Origin of the sequence: Brucella rhizosphaerae, from assembly GCF_002252475.1 — a bacterium.
GTDB lineage: Bacteria > Pseudomonadota > Alphaproteobacteria > Rhizobiales > Rhizobiaceae > Brucella > Brucella rhizosphaerae.
Genome location: NZ_NNRK01000026.1, coordinates 325,310 through 341,373, shown reverse-complemented (window position 1 = coordinate 341,373; position 16,064 = coordinate 325,310). Strand labels below are relative to the sequence as shown.

Here is a 16,064-nt window from a genome sequence, read left to right as displayed (position 1 = left end):
TTCACAAACAATTTCCGCATCGTTGCAGAATTGCCCCACGCGCTGGATTAAAACTCAAACTGCTCAATGCGCTCAAAACCCGGAAGCGGACGAACAGCTGTATTGAAAACGCTGCGTCCCGAAGCAACGCCGTTTTCTTTCACGTAAAGTCGCGCAATTCCGGCATTTCCACGCCCTTCGACGGCAACCAGACGGCCACCTTCTTTAAGCTGATTGAAAAGTACTTCCGGCACAAAATCAACTGCACCCTCAATGAAAATCACATCGTAAGGCGCTTCGGAAGGGTAACCTGCATTCAAATCGCCTGAAACGATCACAACATTGTCATGGCCAAGTCCCTGCAAACGAGCCGCCGCGACAGCCGATAATGCGGAATCACTTTCGAGGCCAATGACCGATCCAGCCAACTCAGAAAAGATTGCCGAAGAGTAACCGGTGCCGCAACCTACATCGAGAACGACGTCGTCCTTGTTGACTTTTGCAAGTTGTACAAGCTTAGCGAAAGGTGATGGTTCCATCAGATAGCGCGGCGCAGTGCCCTCGCTCTCGAGCAGCTGATCTTCGTCGATATAAGCAAGCACCTGACGGTTTGCCGGAACAAAAGCCTCACGTGGAACGGTCAGAAAAGCATCAATAACCCTAAGGTCTGTTACATCCGTAGTACGGATCTGATTATCGACCATCTTCGTGCGAAGATCCTGGAAATCGGCTGCCATAGCCATGCCCTACATCCTTCTTTATCGCGATCACGCGATGATTATGCCTTCTGGCACCCTTTGCAAACAGAACCCAGATCATACGGCAAATCCGTGACAATCGCAGTTCGCTGTCGTTATGGGCACCATAAACGAGATTTGCCGTTGATGTGGCAAAAAACGGCCTCCCAGTCAATCAATCACAAAATTTGCCGGACACAAGAATTGCAGGCCTGATTGCAACACACGGTCACCCACATCAGCATTCTAATACACCTGATTGAAAAATGCCGGACAGCTTTGCCCGGCAATTATGCATTGGATAAATATTTTACAAGCGGCACGTCACAGCAATGCGCGTGATGACGATCACATTATTGCGCAATCGTTGCCGGATAACCGGCAGCCGAAAGAGCATTGAGAGCGTCATCTTTTGATACGTCGCCATCAAACTCGACCTTTTTCTTATCGAGATCGATATCGATGGTCGCCTTTCCGTCGAGCTTACGCAAAACGCTTGTGACACTATCGGCGCAACCACCGCATTTCATCCTCGGTACAGAAAAAGTTACCATGCAGATCACTCCTTGCTTGAGAACCGTTCCGTGATGACAGTATCGCGGATGCCGGTCTGACTGGTCGTTTCAAGCATTAACCTCACGAAAAACTGCTTCGCGTTTCTGGTTCCAATGCCTTAACTGACACCACTGTGCAGCCTCCCATCGTGGTAAGGTCAAGCATGAATTTTCATTAAGGCGCTTCACAGCTCTCCGGCACACTTTTTTCGATTTCCAACGGCGACTTAGTCAACGAACCGGTCATGATCTGCATCGGTTTGTAAGGCGGTTCTTCCTGCATGCCAGGATTGGTTAAGCGGATCGTATAACAGCCCGTAAACACTTCTTTTTTGCCATCATCGCCTTCAGATTCGATAGCAATTGGAAGGCTCCAGTAGATTTGTCCCGCACCAGGATCCGGATCTGTCTTCCGGACAGCGACTTTCACGCTCTTGGTTCCTTCATAACCCTTTGCAAAGGTCTTGAAATCCGGCTCACGCCCCTCCTCAGAGTAATAACTGTAGGCGCGCGCGTATTCCTTGCGATTGATCGCATTGTAATAGGATTCCATCAGCGCCTGAGGCGTCGAGCGGTCATCACGATAATCAGGGACCGTTATGCCATCACCAACATCCTGCGTCTGTTCGGATGGCTTGGTTTCTTCGACGGGTTTTTCCTGTTTCTGAGCCTGCGCCTGGGCCGGAGCAGCTTTCTTGGGCGCTTCCTGGGCTTGTGCGCCGGACATAAAGACAACGGTGCTGAAAATGCCAGCAACCCCAGCAAGTATCAAAGGCTTTACGCGCTCAATCGACATTCGCTTTTCCTCTTCCAGCAATTCTTTGGTTGCAGCGCATCCAAATGTGCACATCCATTGTGGCTATGCTCCCGATTTGGTGTCTTGCAGTAATGATGTTACAACACTAACTATAGTGAAAACGTGGCAATCGCGCAGAAAAGCAGATTGCTCCGAACAGACTGGATGATTCTCCAGTTACAGACCAGCATAACACCGGAAGAGATGAAAATGGGTCGTTTCTCAGTCTTGACGCTTACCGATGGAGCAGCAGCTCGCGTTAGTGAAATCATGGCGTCGCGTGACGGCGCTCTTGGTATTCGCGTCGGCGTAAAAAAGGGTGGTTGCGCTGGCATGGAATATACCATCGATCTCGTCACTGAGCCCAAAGCTGGTGATGATTCCGTCGAAAAGGATGGCGCGAAAGTCTATATCGCCCCTGAGGCTGTTCTCTTTCTTCTGGGCACACAGATGGACTTTGAAGTGACGACCTTGCGCACCGGATTTGTCTTCAACAACCCAAACCAGACATCGGCCTGTGGTTGTGGTGAGTCTGTTGAACTTCAGCCAGCCTCCGCTGAAAGCCTGCGTCAAATGCAGGGCGCAGCTTAAGGCGACGCGACTTAATCATATCGATACATCTCAGCATTTTGTTTTCTGCTGCATCTTATCAGAAAGCCATTTCGCAGTTTTCGGGATGCACTCTAACCGCTCGGCGTTTCTAAAATGGATGACCAATCCTTACGTGATCTGTTTGAAGGCTTGGGAGCGATCAGCATTCGCCGCATGTTCGGCGGCAAAGGTATTTATCATCAGGGATTGATTATAGCGCTCGTTGTTCAAGACGAGCTGCTGCTGAAAGCTGATGCACAGACGGCGCCTGCCTTCATCGAAGCAGGATCGACACAATGGGCTTATGATAGTCGCAAGAGTGGCAAGCCTGTCGCCATGCCTTATTGGAGCGTGCCAGACGACGCTTATGACGATCCCGAAATCATGACTGATTGGGCACGGCTGGCATTCGCAGCAAGTCTCAGAAGTGCCCCTGTTAAAGCGAAATCATAAAAGCCGCTCTAACTATTTGTTTCTCCGAAACATCATACCAAAATACAAAGCGCCCGTCTGATTGAAACAGACGGGCGCTTTTTAATTTCTATCAACCTAAATTTCAAACCCCGGTCGGGATCAGCATGAAGGCTGGAATATCGTTACCGAAACCAACTGGCACCGGACCATCATCATCATCGCGATCGCGACGACGCTTATGGTTGTCATGCTGCGGCTTGCCACGACGCTCGTCATTTGACGTGCGGATCGTATCACGACGCTCTTTGATTTCGTTGATTATTGGCTGCGGCTCATCTGCCTGAACAATCACAGGTGTCTCGACCTTCTGCTTATCTTTCGATCTGCCCTTGGCATCTTTACCTTTGCCACGAACGCTCTTGCCCTTGCGTGACGTATCTTCAGATTCGTCCGACGCTGGCAAGGTTGAAAGATCACCATCACGCCATTCGATCTTTTCACCGATCATGGATTCGATCGCCGTCAGATATTTTGTGTCCGTAGGGGTAACGAGCGTGAACGCCTTACCAGAACGGCCCGCGCGACCTGTGCGACCGATACGGTGCACATAATCTTCCGAATGAATAGGAATGTCGTAGTTGAACACATGGCTGACATCAGGAATATCGAGGCCACGAGCTGCAACATCGGAAGCAACCAGAAGGCGCAACTTGCCTTCCTTAAAGTTGGCAAGCATCGACATGCGCGCACGTTGATCCATATCGCCATGCAAGGCGCCAGCATCAAACTCATGACGAACCAATGAGCGGAAAAGCTCAGATACGTCCTTCTTACGATTGCAGAAAATGATGGCGTTCTTGAGCGTATCACCTTCAGCACGGATCAGATCACGCAACACTGCGCGCTTGTCCCAATCCTTCTTGCCCGACTTTACCAGACGCTGTGTAACCGTCTTAGCCGTCGAAGATGCTTTCGCGACTTCAATACGTGTCGGCGAATGCAGGAACTGTTCGGTCAGCTTGGTGATTTCCGGCGGCATTGTCGCCGAGAAAAACAGTGTCTGACGGGTGAACGGGATCAGCTTGCAAATGCGCTCGATGTCAGGAATGAACCCCATGTCGAGCATGCGATCAGCTTCGTCAATAACCAGAATTTCAACGCCGGTCAGAAGCAGCTTACCGCGCTCGAAATGATCGAGAAGACGGCCAGGCGTCGCGATGAGCACATCTGCGCCGCGTTCCAGCTTGCGTTCCTGTTCATCGAACGAAACGCCACCGATCAGCAAAGCCACGTTCAGACGCTGATTGACGCCATACTTTACGAAATTTTCTTCAACCTGCGCAGCGAGTTCGCGCGTTGGCTCAAGAATAAGCGTACGAGGCATACGAGCGCGTGCCCGACCTTTTTCCAGAAGATGGAGCATTGGCAACACGAAAGACGCTGTCTTACCCGTGCCTGTCTGAGCGATGCCAAGAACATCTCGACGCTCCAGTGCAGGTGGAATGGCACCAGCCTGAATTGGTGTAGGCGCGGTGTATCCCGCAGCTTCAACAGCAGCGAGCACTTTCGGGGAAAGACCGAGTTCGGCAAATGTCGTCAATGGAGGCGCAGCTCTCTGTTTGGAAATGAATTCCACCCATCCTGTCATTGCAGCCGCGTCAACCGGCGCAGGAACCAAGGCAGAAAAGGCGTCTGCAACGCAATAAGCGTTTTCTTGCAGCATCGCCTACGTCCACAGCGTGCAAAAGTCAACTAAAATACAGCCCAAGAATATAAAAATGCTTATTTATTTGTATTTTATTGTGTTTCACTCCACACTAATGCGTGATTTTACTAAAATCATAGCCAACTAATGTCTAAATTGTTCTGTTAAAATCCGCTCATCCCAAGAATGATTTTGATCAAATAAAATAGCAACCTGGCTGTCTGGGTCTTCACGGACTGTGACTGACCTTACCGACTTCACTTCGTTATTATCAGCGACCGCATTAACCGGCCGCTTTTCTGTTTCCAGCAAATCCATTCGTACGGTTACATGCTTTGGCAGAAGCGCCCCACCCCAACGCCTTGGCCGAAAGGGACTTACGGGTGTCAAAGCCAGAAGCGGAGCTTCAAGTGGCAAAATTGGACCCTGTGCAGAAAGATTGTAGGCCGTGGAGCCTGCAGGGGTCGCAACCATGACGCCATCACAAACCAGCTCCTCAAGCCGCACCTTGCCGTCTATGGTGATGCGCACCTTTGCTGCCTGATAAGATTGCCTGAAAAGCGAAACTTCGTTGATTGCAAGCGCCTTGAACGGTGGGGCATGCTGCGTTTCAGCAATCATCTCCAGCGGACGGATCATTTCTTTCTGCGCTGCATGAATGCGCGCGGGCAGATCATCCACGCTGAACTCATTCATAAGGAACCCGACCGAGCCACGGTTCATGCCATATACTGGTATGCCGCTGTTCATAAAGTCGCGCAAAGCCTGCAACATCGTGCCGTCGCCACCAAGGGCCACAACCGCATCTGCGTCTTCGGCTGCAACATGCCCGTAACGTTTCACCAGCTCTTTCTGAGCTGCAAGTGATTCTTGTGTTCCCGATGAGAGAAAGTGAATCGCCAGGGATTTATCGTCCATATTATCCGTTCCAATGCGCCAGCCGGTGCAGTTTCCACAGGCTAGATGGCTATCATATGCAAAACCTGCTTACCATCACCCCCTGAATGTGAATTTTCGCTTTACACGCGCTGGAATTATGCTAATTCGACGCCAGTGCCCTTATAGCTCAGTTGGTAGAGCACCTGATTTGTAATCAGGGGGTCGGGAGTTCGAGTCTCTCTGGGGGCACCACTAGCGCACTACACCAAGCGCTTTACTTTATTTCCCTGTGACATTGATATACCTTCAAGAATAAGAGAACTTTTCTGTTGTTCAAAGTTGCAACGTTACTTTTCTGCAACTATTGCACTTATGCAAAATATATAATAAGCATACATAATATCGCAAATAAACTTTTTTGGTTTAATATATCATGCAACAGCGGCGCATATGTGTTTCCGTCGTCACTCGCAGCAGACCGAAAATGCTCTGCAATCTTTTTTCATCACTTGCTTTAATAAAGAAGCCGGATAATGCTTCTATTACATTTCTTATTGTCGAGAATAATTTTTCTCCAACGCTCGATGAAACTGTTGAAGGTTTCCGCGCGCTGATGCCTGAGGATCAGATCGACTACATTATCGAAGGCGTTTTGGGCATTTCTTCGGCGCGAAATCGCGCACTCAATCATGCTATTGAGCAAGGTTTCGATTTTCTCGTCTATGTAGACGATGACGAGTTTGTGGAGCCTGAATGGCTCATCACCCTGCTCGCTGAACGGGATCGTCTTGATCTCGACATCATCGGCTCGCCCGTCAGGCCAAAACCTTTTGATGAGAAGCTTTCATTTCTGCAAAAATTGGTTTGGTCTGGCATTGAACGTAGCGGCTACAAGTCTGAAAAAAAATGCCGTCGCAAATGTGAAACAGGCCGCGGGGATTCGATCAAAGTCGCAACAGGCAGTTGGATGGGAAAGCTGGATTTTTTCCGCAGCACAGGATTGCGCTTTGATTCTCACTTTGGCCTGACAGGCGGCGAAGATTGGAATCTTTGGGCAAAATCAAAGTCACTTGGAGCGAGAACAGGTTGGGCCTGTGACGCTATCGTCTATGAGACAGTACCCTCGTCCCGTTTGACACTGAGCTATCATTATCGCCGCAATCGCGATCATAACATCACGGAATTTGGTGCGCGCTATCGCGAGAATCCGGGCAAGACACTGAAAAGGCTACCGCTGAAGGTTGCCGGCCGCGCATTCAAGTTTTTGGGCACAGTGCTGTCCATACCGTTCAGAGGCGGTCAGGGACTTGTTTCATCGGCAACGGCTCTTGGCGGATTGGTTGGTCTGTTGCAGGGCTGTTTCGGAAAAAACTCGATGCATTACGCGAATACGACAGGATACTGATCCAAGATACAAAAAAGCCCCGCATTGCGGGGCTTTTTTGTCAATTTTAGTACCAGCCGACAGCGACCTGCGCTTCTTCCGACATACGATCAGCACTCCATGGCGGATCGAAAGTCATTGCGACTTCGACCATGGACACGCCTTCTACTGCACTAACCGCGTTCTCGACCCAGCCCGGCATTTCGCCGGCAACCGGGCATCCGGGTGCGGTCAGCGTCATTTCGATTTTGACCGTGCGATCATCTTCAATATCGATCTTGTAGATGAGACCGAGCTCATAGATATCAGCGGGGATTTCGGGGTCATAAACTGTCTTCAACGCAGCAATGATGTCGTCCGTCAAGCGAAGCAGTTCTTCTTGCGGTAGCGCAGAAGCAGAGAATACAGACTTCCCTTCCTCCGATGCAGCTGCATCGTCGATTGTTGCTTCAGTCTGTTCCTGAACTTTTTGTTCGATCTCGGTCATCCGAAAAACTTCCTTGCCTTTTCCAAGGCTTCTGCCAGAGCGTCGACTTCAGCTCGGGTATTATACATCCCGAACGATGCACGGCATGTAGAGGTGACACCAAAGCGTTTCAAGAGCGGCTGTGCGCAATGCGTACCCGCACGCACAGCAACCCCTGCCCGGTCAATGACCATTGAGACATCATGCGCATGGATGCCTTCAAGGGCAAAAGAAATGATTGCGCCCTTATCCGGTGCATTGCCATAGATCCGCAGAGAATTGATTTTTCCCAACTGTTCATGCGCGTAGTCACGCAAGTCTTCTTCATGCGCGAGGATCGCATGACGGCCGATCTTTTCCATATATTCGAGAGCCGCACCCAGCCCTATCGCCTGAACGATTGGAGGCGTGCCTGCTTCAAAGCGGTGTGGCGGATGATTGTAAGTGACGTTTTCTTCCGTCACTTCCTCGATCATTTCGCCGCCGCCCTGGAATGGGCGCATCTTTTCAAGCATTTCTGCACGGCCATAAAGAACGCCAATGCCCGATGGGCCGTAGACCTTGTGGCCGGTAAAGACATACCAGTCACAGCCAAGATCCTGCACATCGACAGGCAGATGAACCGCGCCCTGACTGCCATCAACCAACACAGGAATACCACGTGCATGCGCCAGCTCAACGATCTGCTTGATCGGCGTCACTGTGCCAAGAGCATTGGACATATGCGTGATTGCGACAAGCTTGGTGCGTTCAGTCAGACGCTTTTCGAATTCCTCGATATGGAAAACGCCATCGTCATCCACTGGCGTGAAGACGAGCTTTGCACCCTGCCGTTCACGGATAAAATGCCATGGGACGATATTGGAGTGATGTTCCATGATCGACAAGAGGATTTCATCGCCCTCGCCGATATTGGGCATACCATAACCATAAGCGACCGTATTGATCGCTTCAGTGGCATTCTTGGTGAAGACGATTTCGTCGACCGAACCTGCATTCAGAAAACGTCGAACTGTTTCGCGCGACTTTTCGTAAGCGTCTGTCGCGGCATTCGAAAGAAAGTGCAGACCGCGATGCACATTTGCATATTCGTTTGCATATGCATGAGTAACAGCATCTATGACGCTTTGCGGCTTTTGCGCAGAAGCACCATTATCCAGATAAACAAGCGGCTTGCCATGAACCTGTCGTGACAGGATCGGAAAGTCCCTGCGTATCGCATCGACATCATAAGCCGCAACGAGCGGGTTCTTCTGGTCCATGGTCGTTCCTTCTACCGCTTGACCGCTAAGTCAGGCAGAAAAGGCGAAGTGAACAACTCACTTCGCCCTGCTCAATCAAGCGTGGGCTGCAAGCCAGGTCGAAAGCACATCTTCAAGTGCTTCAACCAGAGCTTCATTTTCCAGCTCCTCGATGATCTCGGCAATGAACGCCTTGATCAACAGGCCACGTGCTTCGTTTTCCGGAACACCGCGAGCCATCAGGTAGAAGAGATAGTCCTTGGAAAGTTCCGTAACCGTTGCGCCGTGACCACAAGCGACGTCATCAGCAAAGATTTCCAGCTCTGGCTTCGCATCAAACTCACCGTCATCAGACAGCAGAAGCGTGTTGCAGGCCATACGAGCATCGGTCTTCTGAGCAATCTTCGCGACGCGGATCATGCCCTGGAATACGCCACGTGCGCGATCCTTGACGACATTGCGAATGATCTGGGTCGAACGCGTATTTTCAACCAGATGCCCAACCGTCATCGTGATGTCGGTATGGGTATCATCTGCCAGAAGATTGAGCGCACGAAGCTCGAAGTCAGAGTCTTCGCCCGTGACGTTCAGGTGCACTTCCTGACGTACCAGCTTGCCACCAGCATTCACGATGTAAAGCGTAAGCTTCGAGCCTTTGCCAATCGTGGCATTGAACTGGGCAAGCTGAGTAGCCTGACCAAAATCGCGCAGGATAACCCATACGATCTCAGCACCATCACCAACGGTGACGTGACTTACAGACGTAGAGAACGCATCGCCCTCGCCACCGGACTGACGTTCGACAACCGTCGCCTTGACGTCGGCACCAATCTGCATCGGGAAGCGAGTATGTCCCTGCCCGGTTTTCTGGATGTTCTGCAGTTCCAGCGGCGCTTCGAGTTCCGTGCCATCGGCGATCGAAATTGCCCATCCATCGCTGATATAGGCAGCATTGATCTGACCAATCGTATCGTCAGTGCCACGCACATTCATTTCGGAGGCCAGTGATCCATCAGCAAGCGCATCGCTTATACGTGTAAGCGATACACCTTCAGGCGCTTTGGCTTCGAGAGCCACGCCATTGCTGACAGGAATGACGAACGAGCCTGCGAGAAGTGCAGGCAACGTATTCGTACCCGCCGCAGAGCTGAAATCCGCAACACCTTTAAGCAGCGTGCGGAAATCTGTGTAATGCCAGCTTTCGATACGACGCGATGGAAGGCCGTGAACTTTTAGCGTTTCCAGTGCATTGTCACGCGCAATGACAACATCGCCATTACCGGGCAATTCGCCCATGCGGGTGGCAAAGTTGTCGATCAGCGCGCTTTCAGCCGACGTTCTCGGCTTTGCAGTGGGAGCGGTCTGGATATTCATGATCCATCCCTCCTCAAGCAGCTTCGCCGATTACGTCAGCATAACCGTTTTCTTCAAGATGAAGAGCAAGTGTCTTGTCACCCGACTTGATGACCTGTCCCTTGTAAAGAACGTGAACGCTATCCGGCACAATATATTCGAGCAGGCGCTGATAGTGCGTGATCACGATGACTGCACGGTCAGGCGAACGGAGTGCATTCACACCGTCTGAAACGATCTTCAGAGCATCGATATCGAGGCCGGAATCGGTTTCATCGAGTACACAGAGGCTTGGCTCAAGAAGCTGCATCTGCAGGATTTCTGCGCGCTTCTTTTCACCGCCCGAGAATCCGACATTCAGCGGACGCTTCAACATAGCCATATCGATATTAAGACCACCGGCAACGTCTTTAACGCGCTTGATGAACTCCGGGATTTTCAATTCAGCTTCGCCACGAGCCTTGCGCTGGCTGTTCATAGCAACCTTGAGGAATTCCATCGTTGCAACGCCTGGAATTTCCATCGGGTACTGGAACGCAAGGAAGATGCCCTTGGCAGCGCGTTCAGCTGGATCCAGTTCAAGGATCGACTCGCCGTTGTAAAGAATATCGCCTTCGGTGACTTCATAGTCATCACGACCCGCGAGAATATAGGACAGTGTCGACTTGCCAGAGCCGTTCGGGCCCATGATGGCAGCAACTTCGCCCTTGTTCACGGTGAGATTCAGACCACGGATGATTTCGGTGTCTGTATCGGCGATCTTTGCATGAAGGTTCTTGATCTCAAGCATGGGTATAAACCTTGTCTCTCAACGCAGCCTTTCAGAAGGACTGCTTATGCCAGTTAAAGGGCTGGCCAGAAAATCGGATGCAGGAAGGCAGTTAGCTATTCAGGGGGCCGAATTAACCGACGCTGCCCTCAAGCGAAATGCCAATCAACTTCTGCGCCTCAACGGCGAATTCCATTGGCAGTTCCTGAATAACTTCCTTCACAAAACCATTGACGATGAGGGCGATTGCCTCCTCTTGCGGAATTCCGCGCTGCATGACGTAGAACAGCTGGTCTTCGGAAATCTTGGAGGTGGTTGCCTCGTGCTCAAACTGTGCCGTGGCGTTTTTTGCCTCGATATAGGGCACAGTATGCGCACCGCAATCGTTGCCGATCAGGAGCGAGTCGCACTGGGTGAAGTTGCGGGCGTTTTCAGCTTTGCGATGCGCTGAAACCTGACCGCGATAGGTATTGTTGGAATTGCCTGCCGAAATACCCTTCGAGATGATGCGGCTCGACGTGTTCTTGCCGAGATGGATCATCTTGGTGCCGCTATCGATCTGCTGATAGCCGTTCGATACGGCAATCGAGTAGAACTCTCCGCGCGAATTATCGCCACGCAGAATGCAGGATGGGTATTTCCAGGTGATTGCGGAGCCGGTTTCAACCTGTGTCCAAGAAATCTTGGAGTTGTTCCCACGGCAATCGCCACGCTTGGTAACGAAGTTATAGATGCCGCCCTTGCCGCTGCTATCGCCCGGATACCAGTTCTGAACGGTCGAATACTTGATCTCGGCATCATCAAGCGCGATCAATTCAACGACTGCTGCATGAAGCTGGTTTTCATCGCGCTGTGGTGCGGTGCAGCCTTCGAGATAGGAGACGTAAGCGCCTTCTTCCGCGATGATGAGCGTGCGTTCGAACTGACCCGTATTTTTTTCATTGATACGGAAATAGGTCGAAAGCTCCATCGGGCAGCGAACGCCCTTTGGCACGTAGACGAACGAACCGTCAGTAAAGACAGCCGAATTGAGCGTCGCATAGTAGTTGTCCGAAACAGGAACAACCGAAGCAAGATACTTCTGAACCAGTTCTGGATGCTCACGAATGGCTTCCGAGATCGAACAGAAGATCACGCCCGCTTTAGCAAGTTCTGCCTTGAAGGTCGTGACAACTGAAACACTGTCGAACACAGCATCAACAGCCACGCGGCCCGATGCATAGACGCTATCCGATGGGTTTCCGTCGATTTCGCTCGGATCGCCCTGTTTGCGCACGCCAGCAAGGATTTCCTGCTCGCGCAGAGGAATACCAAGCTTTTCATATGTACGAAGCAATTCAGGGTCGACTTCATCAAGCGACTTTGGGCCAGATTGATTCTTCGGCGCCGCATAATAATAGACGTCCTGGAAGTCGATCTTGGGATACTCGACGCGTGCCCATGTTGGCTCTTCCATAGTGAGCCAGCGTTCATAGGCTTTCAGACGCCACTCAAGCATCCATTCCGGCTCGTCTTTCTTGGCGGAAATGAAGCGAATGATATCTTCATTAAGACCCTTTGGGGCCTTCTCGGTTTCGATTGTTGTTTCGAAGCCGTACTTGTACTGGTCCACGTCCAAGCCGCGAACCTGATCAATGGTCTCCTGCACTGCAGGCATTGGCGTTCTCCATCCTCGTCAGATTCAAGGTCCGACAGTTGCAAACGTCAGGGCGATGATAATCGCTATCGTCGCCACAATATAGTGTGCGTGACGCTTCTTTAAAACCTCTCTAAACTAAATTTCAAGCCCAGCTTTAAATTTGCCGGTAAAATTCAAGAATAATTTACAAGGTTACGTCCGATACCGGCATTATCCAGCCTTGGAACGCTCGTAACGCGCAACTATTTTGCCGAGCACCTCAAGAAATTGGTCAACAGATTCTGTGGTAACGTCCGGCTCAAGTGAAACACGGATCGCACCTGGGCCATCCTCTTGCCCCATCGCGGCCAGAACGTGACTCGGACCAACCTTGCCAGAAGAACATGCTGAGCCAGCTGAAAGTGCTATTCCGCCAAGATCAAAAGCGATCTGGACCGTTTCAGCCTTTTGACCTTCAAGTGAGAAGAACGTCGTATTCGACAGTCGCTCAACCGCTGCGCCATGAATTGTTGCGTTGGGTGCAATTTCCAAAAGCCCGGCTTCGAGCCTGTCTCGCGCTTGCGCCGACCAACCGCTGCCATTCAAACGGGCTGCTGCAACATCAGCTGCCGCGCCGAAACCTGCAATCAGAGGCAATGCCTCAGTGCCTGCACGATGTCCCTTTTCCTGACCACCGCCGCGAACGAGCGCTTTCGGCATCATGAGATCAGAAATTGCAATCACAGCGCCAACGCCTTTGGGGCCGCCGATCTTGTGTGACGAGATTATCAGATAGTCCCCGCAATTATCCGTAATATCTAATTTAATGCGCCCGGCACCCTGCACCGCGTCAACGACTAAAATGCCGCCTGCGGATTTGACCAGCGCCGCAATTTCACGAATAGGCTGAACGACACCGGTCTCGTTATTGGCGGCTTGAACAGCAATAAGCGGCAAGCCTGTGCTTTTGTCATGCGCATCCAGTGCCTGTTGCAGTACATCCAGCTTGAGAACACCATTTTCATCAACGGCCAGTATGGTGATATTTTCCGGTGCAAACTGTCCGCCAGCCAGCATGCATGGATGTTCGGTCGCACTGACATAAAGATGCGACATGCGCACGGGCGCACGTCCCATCATGTAATTGGGCGTCAGCAGTGTTGATGCGGCTTCTGTGGCGCCTGACGTGAAGAAAACATGATCAGATTTGGCATTGACCAGCGCCGCAACACTGCGACGGGCAGCTTCAACAAGCCCACGTGCGGCCCGGCCTTCACGATGCACCGATGACGGATTGCCAGGAATGCCCAATGCCTCGATGATCGCATTGCGCGCCTCATCAAGCAAAGGCGCACTGGCATTATAGTCCAGATATAGCCTCTTGCCGGTTCCGATCACCGATACTATCTCCTAAGCAACATCTTAAAGTGGCTCAGCACGCTATTCGCACGCAGTTCGCGCGCAATTTTCTTGAATTTTCAATCAGGAAAAGCCTATTAAGCCACATTAGGTACTGAACTCCGGTTCAGACTAACGAAATTTCAAATCGGTTCTAGAAGCGGCGCACCCCCACGTCAAGTTCGCCACTCTGAAGCCGATCTTCCGATCACAAGCGGAGTACACATGCCTGAAGTCATTTTCAACGGCCCTGCCGGACGCCTCGAAGGCCGCTATCAGCCTTCCCGGGAAAAGAACGCGCCAATCGCCCTGATCCTGCATCCGCATCCGCAGTTCGGCGGAACCATGAACAACAAGATCGTCTATGATCTGTTCTACATGTTCCAGCAGCGCGGCTTTACGACACTTCGCTTCAACTTCCGCGGAATCGGACGCAGCCAGGGCGAGTTCGATCATGGTGCAGGTGAGTTGTCGGATGCAGCAAGTGCACTCGACTGGGTGCAGGCGCTGCACCCCGATTCAAAGAATTGCTGGGTTGCCGGTTATTCATTCGGTTCATGGATTGGTATGCAGCTTCTGATGCGCCGTCCAGAAATCGAAGGATTTATCTCGGTCGCACCACAGCCAAACACCTACGACTTCTCGTTTCTGGCACCTTGCCCATCCTCAGGTCTGATCATCCATGGTGATCAGGACAAGGTTGCGCCGCCCAAGGATGTTCAGGGTCTGGTGGATAAGCTCAAGACGCAGAAGGGTATCACTATTACCCAGAACACGCTTCCGGGTGCGAACCACTTCTTCGCAGGCCAAAGCGATCTTCTTATTGAAGAATGCTCCGAATATCTGGATCGTCGTCTTGCTGGCGAACTGGTGGAAGTTCGTCCTAAGCGTCTTCGCTAAAGATAGCGAAAACAAAATCCGGCGAGACTACTCGCCGGATTTTTTTTATTCACTACTGAGCTGTTAAAGCCACCGTTGTGCATCAGATTGAGTGCGCGACAATCAAACGGTAGCCAGAACGCCACCTGAAACAGGCTTATCGCTGCCGGTTGTTGTGGGATAAGTCAGTGGCAACCCACGTAGCGAACGCACAGCAAGATAGCCCCAGGCTTCTGCTTCCATTGCATCCCCGTCAAAACCCGCATTGTCAGCATCAAGCACCCTTGCACCTTCACGTTCAGCAAGTGCGCTCAACTCTGTCATGATTGCTCCGTTCTTGCGTCCTCCACCGCTCACGACATAAGTACGCGGCTTCGACGGCAAATGAGAGGCTGAACGCAAAATTGCAGCAGCGCTGACATAGGCAAGCGTACGTGCCCCTGTCTCCACTGAAGCCTCATCTTTTGCAGGAACGACAAAATCACCGCGATCCAGCGAGCGGCGACGGTTTCCTTTGAAAAACTCATGTTCGAGAAAACGCGCAGCCAGAACATCATCGACGCTGCCGCTCATCGCTGTAATGCCGCCCGGGTCAAAGCTGCCCTGTCCGTGCAACTCCATCCATTGATCAATCAGCATATTACCCGGTCCACTATCGTAGGCGATCAGCGTACCGCCTTCGTCGACATAAGTCAGATTGGAAATTCCACCTATATTGACGAAGACCACAGGTCCTTCAAGGCCAAACGGAAGATTGGACGCAAGTGCTGCGTGATAAGCGGGAATCAGCGGCGCGCCCTCACCGCCATGGCGCATATCCTCAGCGCGCATATCGTAGATCACCGGAATACCTGTCTCAGCAGCCAAAAGCGGCCCATCGCCTATCTGCACTGTGAGAGCTTCTCGCGGGCGATGCAGTACAGTTTGTCCATGAAAGCCGATAACGTCGATCTCTTCCGGCTGCAAAGCATATTCGTGCAGAAAATCCTGAACCGCGACAGCATGGAGCAATGTCTGGTCATGTTCGAGCTGTTTGAGAATGCCGGGACGTTCATTTCGGTCGGTGATGCTGCGCGCATCAATGAGTGCCGCCTTCAACCGCGCGCGAAAGCCATCCGAATAAGACACCGCACTTGAGGGGCCGCGCTCGACCCAGTTTTCACCATCGGTCGTTATGAGAGCAATATCGATACCATCCATCGAAGTGCCACTCATCAATCCTATAGCGCGTTTCAAATCGGCCATGCCGGAGTTTCCTTGTTATTCCCGATTGAATGATGTTAAAGGCAAAATATAACAAG

General features: G+C 51.5%; 16 protein-coding genes and 1 tRNA gene. 5 read left to right on the top strand and 12 right to left on the bottom strand.

Annotation, left to right across the window (positions count from 1 at the left end; all coding sequences use genetic code 11):
• Nucleotides 1-47: 47 nt before the first annotated feature.
• From CEV32_RS10995 to CEV32_RS10985, 3 genes are all read right to left on the bottom strand, one after another.
• Nucleotides 48-716, bottom strand: coding sequence for a protein-L-isoaspartate O-methyltransferase family protein (locus tag CEV32_RS10995; RefSeq protein WP_094577476.1), 669 nt, complete (start codon nucleotides 714-716; stop codon nucleotides 48-50).
• A 353-nt stretch (nucleotides 717-1,069) separates the two neighbouring features.
• Complete coding sequence (locus tag CEV32_RS10990; RefSeq protein ID WP_094577161.1) at nucleotides 1,070-1,270, bottom strand: heavy-metal-associated domain-containing protein; 201 nt, start codon at nucleotides 1,268-1,270, stop codon at nucleotides 1,070-1,072.
• Between the two features lie 175 nt (nucleotides 1,271-1,445).
• Nucleotides 1,446-2,066, bottom strand: coding sequence for a Cif family virulence factor (locus tag CEV32_RS10985; protein WP_094577475.1), 621 nt, complete (start codon nucleotides 2,064-2,066; stop codon nucleotides 1,446-1,448).
• 210 nt (nucleotides 2,067-2,276) lie between these two features.
• On the opposite strand from CEV32_RS10985, the gene sufA reads away from it, so the two are divergent.
• Both sufA and CEV32_RS10975 read left to right on the top strand, forming a co-directional pair.
• A complete protein-coding gene (gene sufA / locus CEV32_RS10980; RefSeq protein ID WP_094577160.1) occupies nucleotides 2,277-2,657 on the top strand; it encodes a Fe-S cluster assembly scaffold SufA in 381 nt (126 codons plus the stop codon).
• A gap of 114 nt (nucleotides 2,658-2,771) precedes the next feature.
• The gene (locus CEV32_RS10975) at nucleotides 2,772-3,110 is read left to right on the top strand and encodes a TfoX/Sxy family protein (protein WP_094577159.1); all 339 of its coding nucleotides are present in this window, start codon (nucleotides 2,772-2,774) and stop codon (nucleotides 3,108-3,110) included.
• Nucleotides 3,111-3,213: 103 nt separating this feature from the next.
• On the opposite strand, the gene CEV32_RS10970 is transcribed toward CEV32_RS10975, so the two are convergent.
• Together CEV32_RS10970 and CEV32_RS10965 are read right to left on the bottom strand one after the other, a co-directional pair.
• Nucleotides 3,214-4,671 carry a DEAD/DEAH box helicase gene (locus CEV32_RS10970; protein WP_094577474.1) on the bottom strand — a complete coding sequence of 486 codons (1,458 nt, stop codon included), beginning with the start codon at nucleotides 4,669-4,671 and terminating at the stop codon, nucleotides 3,214-3,216.
• A gap of 249 nt (nucleotides 4,672-4,920) precedes the next feature.
• Nucleotides 4,921-5,694, bottom strand: a complete 774-nt coding sequence (locus CEV32_RS10965; protein WP_094577158.1) for an NAD kinase — start codon at nucleotides 5,692-5,694, stop codon at nucleotides 4,921-4,923.
• 137 nt (nucleotides 5,695-5,831) lie between these two features.
• On the opposite strand from CEV32_RS10965, the gene CEV32_RS10960 reads away from it, so the two are divergent.
• Together CEV32_RS10960 and CEV32_RS10955 are read left to right on the top strand one after the other, a co-directional pair.
• Nucleotides 5,832-5,907: transfer RNA gene (locus tag CEV32_RS10960), tRNA-Thr, on the top strand.
• A 181-nt stretch (nucleotides 5,908-6,088) separates the two neighbouring features.
• Entirely contained in the window at nucleotides 6,089-7,060 is a 972-nt protein-coding gene (locus CEV32_RS10955; RefSeq protein ID WP_094577157.1) for a glycosyltransferase family 2 protein, read from the top strand.
• A 46-nt stretch (nucleotides 7,061-7,106) separates the two neighbouring features.
• Here the strand turns inward: CEV32_RS10955 and CEV32_RS10950 are convergent, their stop codons facing one another.
• From CEV32_RS10950 to CEV32_RS10925, 6 genes are all read right to left on the bottom strand, one after another.
• Nucleotides 7,107-7,526, bottom strand: a complete 420-nt coding sequence (locus CEV32_RS10950; protein ID WP_094577156.1) for an SUF system Fe-S cluster assembly protein — start codon at nucleotides 7,524-7,526, stop codon at nucleotides 7,107-7,109.
• On the bottom strand, nucleotides 7,523-8,767 hold the full coding sequence (locus tag CEV32_RS10945) for a cysteine desulfurase (protein ID WP_094577155.1): 1,245 nt from the start codon (nucleotides 8,765-8,767) through the stop codon (nucleotides 7,523-7,525). Before CEV32_RS10945 ends, CEV32_RS10950 begins: the two co-directional genes overlap by 4 nt.
• Before the next feature lie 75 nt (nucleotides 8,768-8,842).
• Nucleotides 8,843-10,120 (bottom strand): Fe-S cluster assembly protein SufD, encoded by a 1,278-nt coding sequence (sufD, locus tag CEV32_RS10940; protein WP_094577154.1) that lies wholly within the window; start codon nucleotides 10,118-10,120, stop codon nucleotides 8,843-8,845.
• 13 nt (nucleotides 10,121-10,133) lie between these two features.
• Nucleotides 10,134-10,889 (bottom strand): Fe-S cluster assembly ATPase SufC, encoded by a 756-nt coding sequence (gene sufC / locus CEV32_RS10935; RefSeq protein ID WP_094577153.1) that lies wholly within the window; start codon nucleotides 10,887-10,889, stop codon nucleotides 10,134-10,136.
• Nucleotides 10,890-11,001: 112 nt separating this feature from the next.
• Entirely contained in the window at nucleotides 11,002-12,525 is a 1,524-nt protein-coding gene (gene sufB / locus CEV32_RS10930) for a Fe-S cluster assembly protein SufB (RefSeq protein ID WP_094577152.1), read from the bottom strand.
• Between the two features lie 192 nt (nucleotides 12,526-12,717).
• Entirely contained in the window at nucleotides 12,718-13,884 is a 1,167-nt protein-coding gene (locus tag CEV32_RS10925; protein ID WP_094577151.1) for a cysteine desulfurase family protein, read from the bottom strand.
• Nucleotides 13,885-14,109: 225 nt separating this feature from the next.
• Here CEV32_RS10925 and CEV32_RS10920 point away from each other — a divergent pair, with 225 nt between their 5' ends.
• The gene (locus CEV32_RS10920; RefSeq protein ID WP_094577150.1) at nucleotides 14,110-14,784 is read left to right on the top strand and encodes an alpha/beta hydrolase; all 675 of its coding nucleotides are present in this window, start codon (nucleotides 14,110-14,112) and stop codon (nucleotides 14,782-14,784) included.
• 102 nt (nucleotides 14,785-14,886) lie between these two features.
• Here CEV32_RS10920 and CEV32_RS10915 read toward each other — a convergent pair whose 3' ends face one another.
• Nucleotides 14,887-16,008: an anhydro-N-acetylmuramic acid kinase gene (locus CEV32_RS10915; RefSeq protein ID WP_094577149.1), complete on the bottom strand. Its 1,122-nt coding sequence runs from the start codon at nucleotides 16,006-16,008 to the stop codon at nucleotides 14,887-14,889.
• Nucleotides 16,009-16,064 lie beyond the last annotated feature (56 nt).

What these genes read in the sequence shown, in the direction of transcription:
- CEV32_RS10995 (WP_094577476.1), bottom strand. Translation starts at nt 716, where the DNA reads ATGGCAGCCGATTTCCAGGATCTTCGCACGAAGATGGTCGATAATCAG.
- CEV32_RS10990 (WP_094577161.1), bottom strand. Translation starts at nt 1,270, where the DNA reads ATGGTAACTTTTTCTGTACCGAGGATGAAATGCGGTGGTTGCGCCGAT.
- CEV32_RS10985 (WP_094577475.1), bottom strand. Translation starts at nt 2,066, where the DNA reads ATGTCGATTGAGCGCGTAAAGCCTTTGATACTTGCTGGGGTTGCTGGC.
- sufA (WP_094577160.1), top strand. Translation starts at nt 2,277, where the DNA reads ATGGGTCGTTTCTCAGTCTTGACGCTTACCGATGGAGCAGCAGCTCGC.
- CEV32_RS10975 (WP_094577159.1), top strand. Translation starts at nt 2,772, where the DNA reads ATGGATGACCAATCCTTACGTGATCTGTTTGAAGGCTTGGGAGCGATC.
- CEV32_RS10965 (WP_094577158.1), bottom strand. Translation starts at nt 5,694, where the DNA reads ATGGACGATAAATCCCTGGCGATTCACTTTCTCTCATCGGGAACACAA.
- CEV32_RS10955 (WP_094577157.1), top strand. Translation starts at nt 6,089, where the DNA reads ATGCAACAGCGGCGCATATGTGTTTCCGTCGTCACTCGCAGCAGACCG.
- CEV32_RS10950 (WP_094577156.1), bottom strand. Translation starts at nt 7,526, where the DNA reads ATGACCGAGATCGAACAAAAAGTTCAGGAACAGACTGAAGCAACAATC.
- CEV32_RS10945 (WP_094577155.1), bottom strand. Translation starts at nt 8,767, where the DNA reads ATGGACCAGAAGAACCCGCTCGTTGCGGCTTATGATGTCGATGCGATA.
- sufD (WP_094577154.1), bottom strand. Translation starts at nt 10,120, where the DNA reads ATGAATATCCAGACCGCTCCCACTGCAAAGCCGAGAACGTCGGCTGAA.
- sufC (WP_094577153.1), bottom strand. Translation starts at nt 10,889, where the DNA reads ATGCTTGAGATCAAGAACCTTCATGCAAAGATCGCCGATACAGACACC.
- sufB (WP_094577152.1), bottom strand. Translation starts at nt 12,525, where the DNA reads ATGCCTGCAGTGCAGGAGACCATTGATCAGGTTCGCGGCTTGGACGTG.
- CEV32_RS10920 (WP_094577150.1), top strand. Translation starts at nt 14,110, where the DNA reads ATGCCTGAAGTCATTTTCAACGGCCCTGCCGGACGCCTCGAAGGCCGC.
- CEV32_RS10915 (WP_094577149.1), bottom strand. Translation starts at nt 16,008, where the DNA reads ATGGCCGATTTGAAACGCGCTATAGGATTGATGAGTGGCACTTCGATG.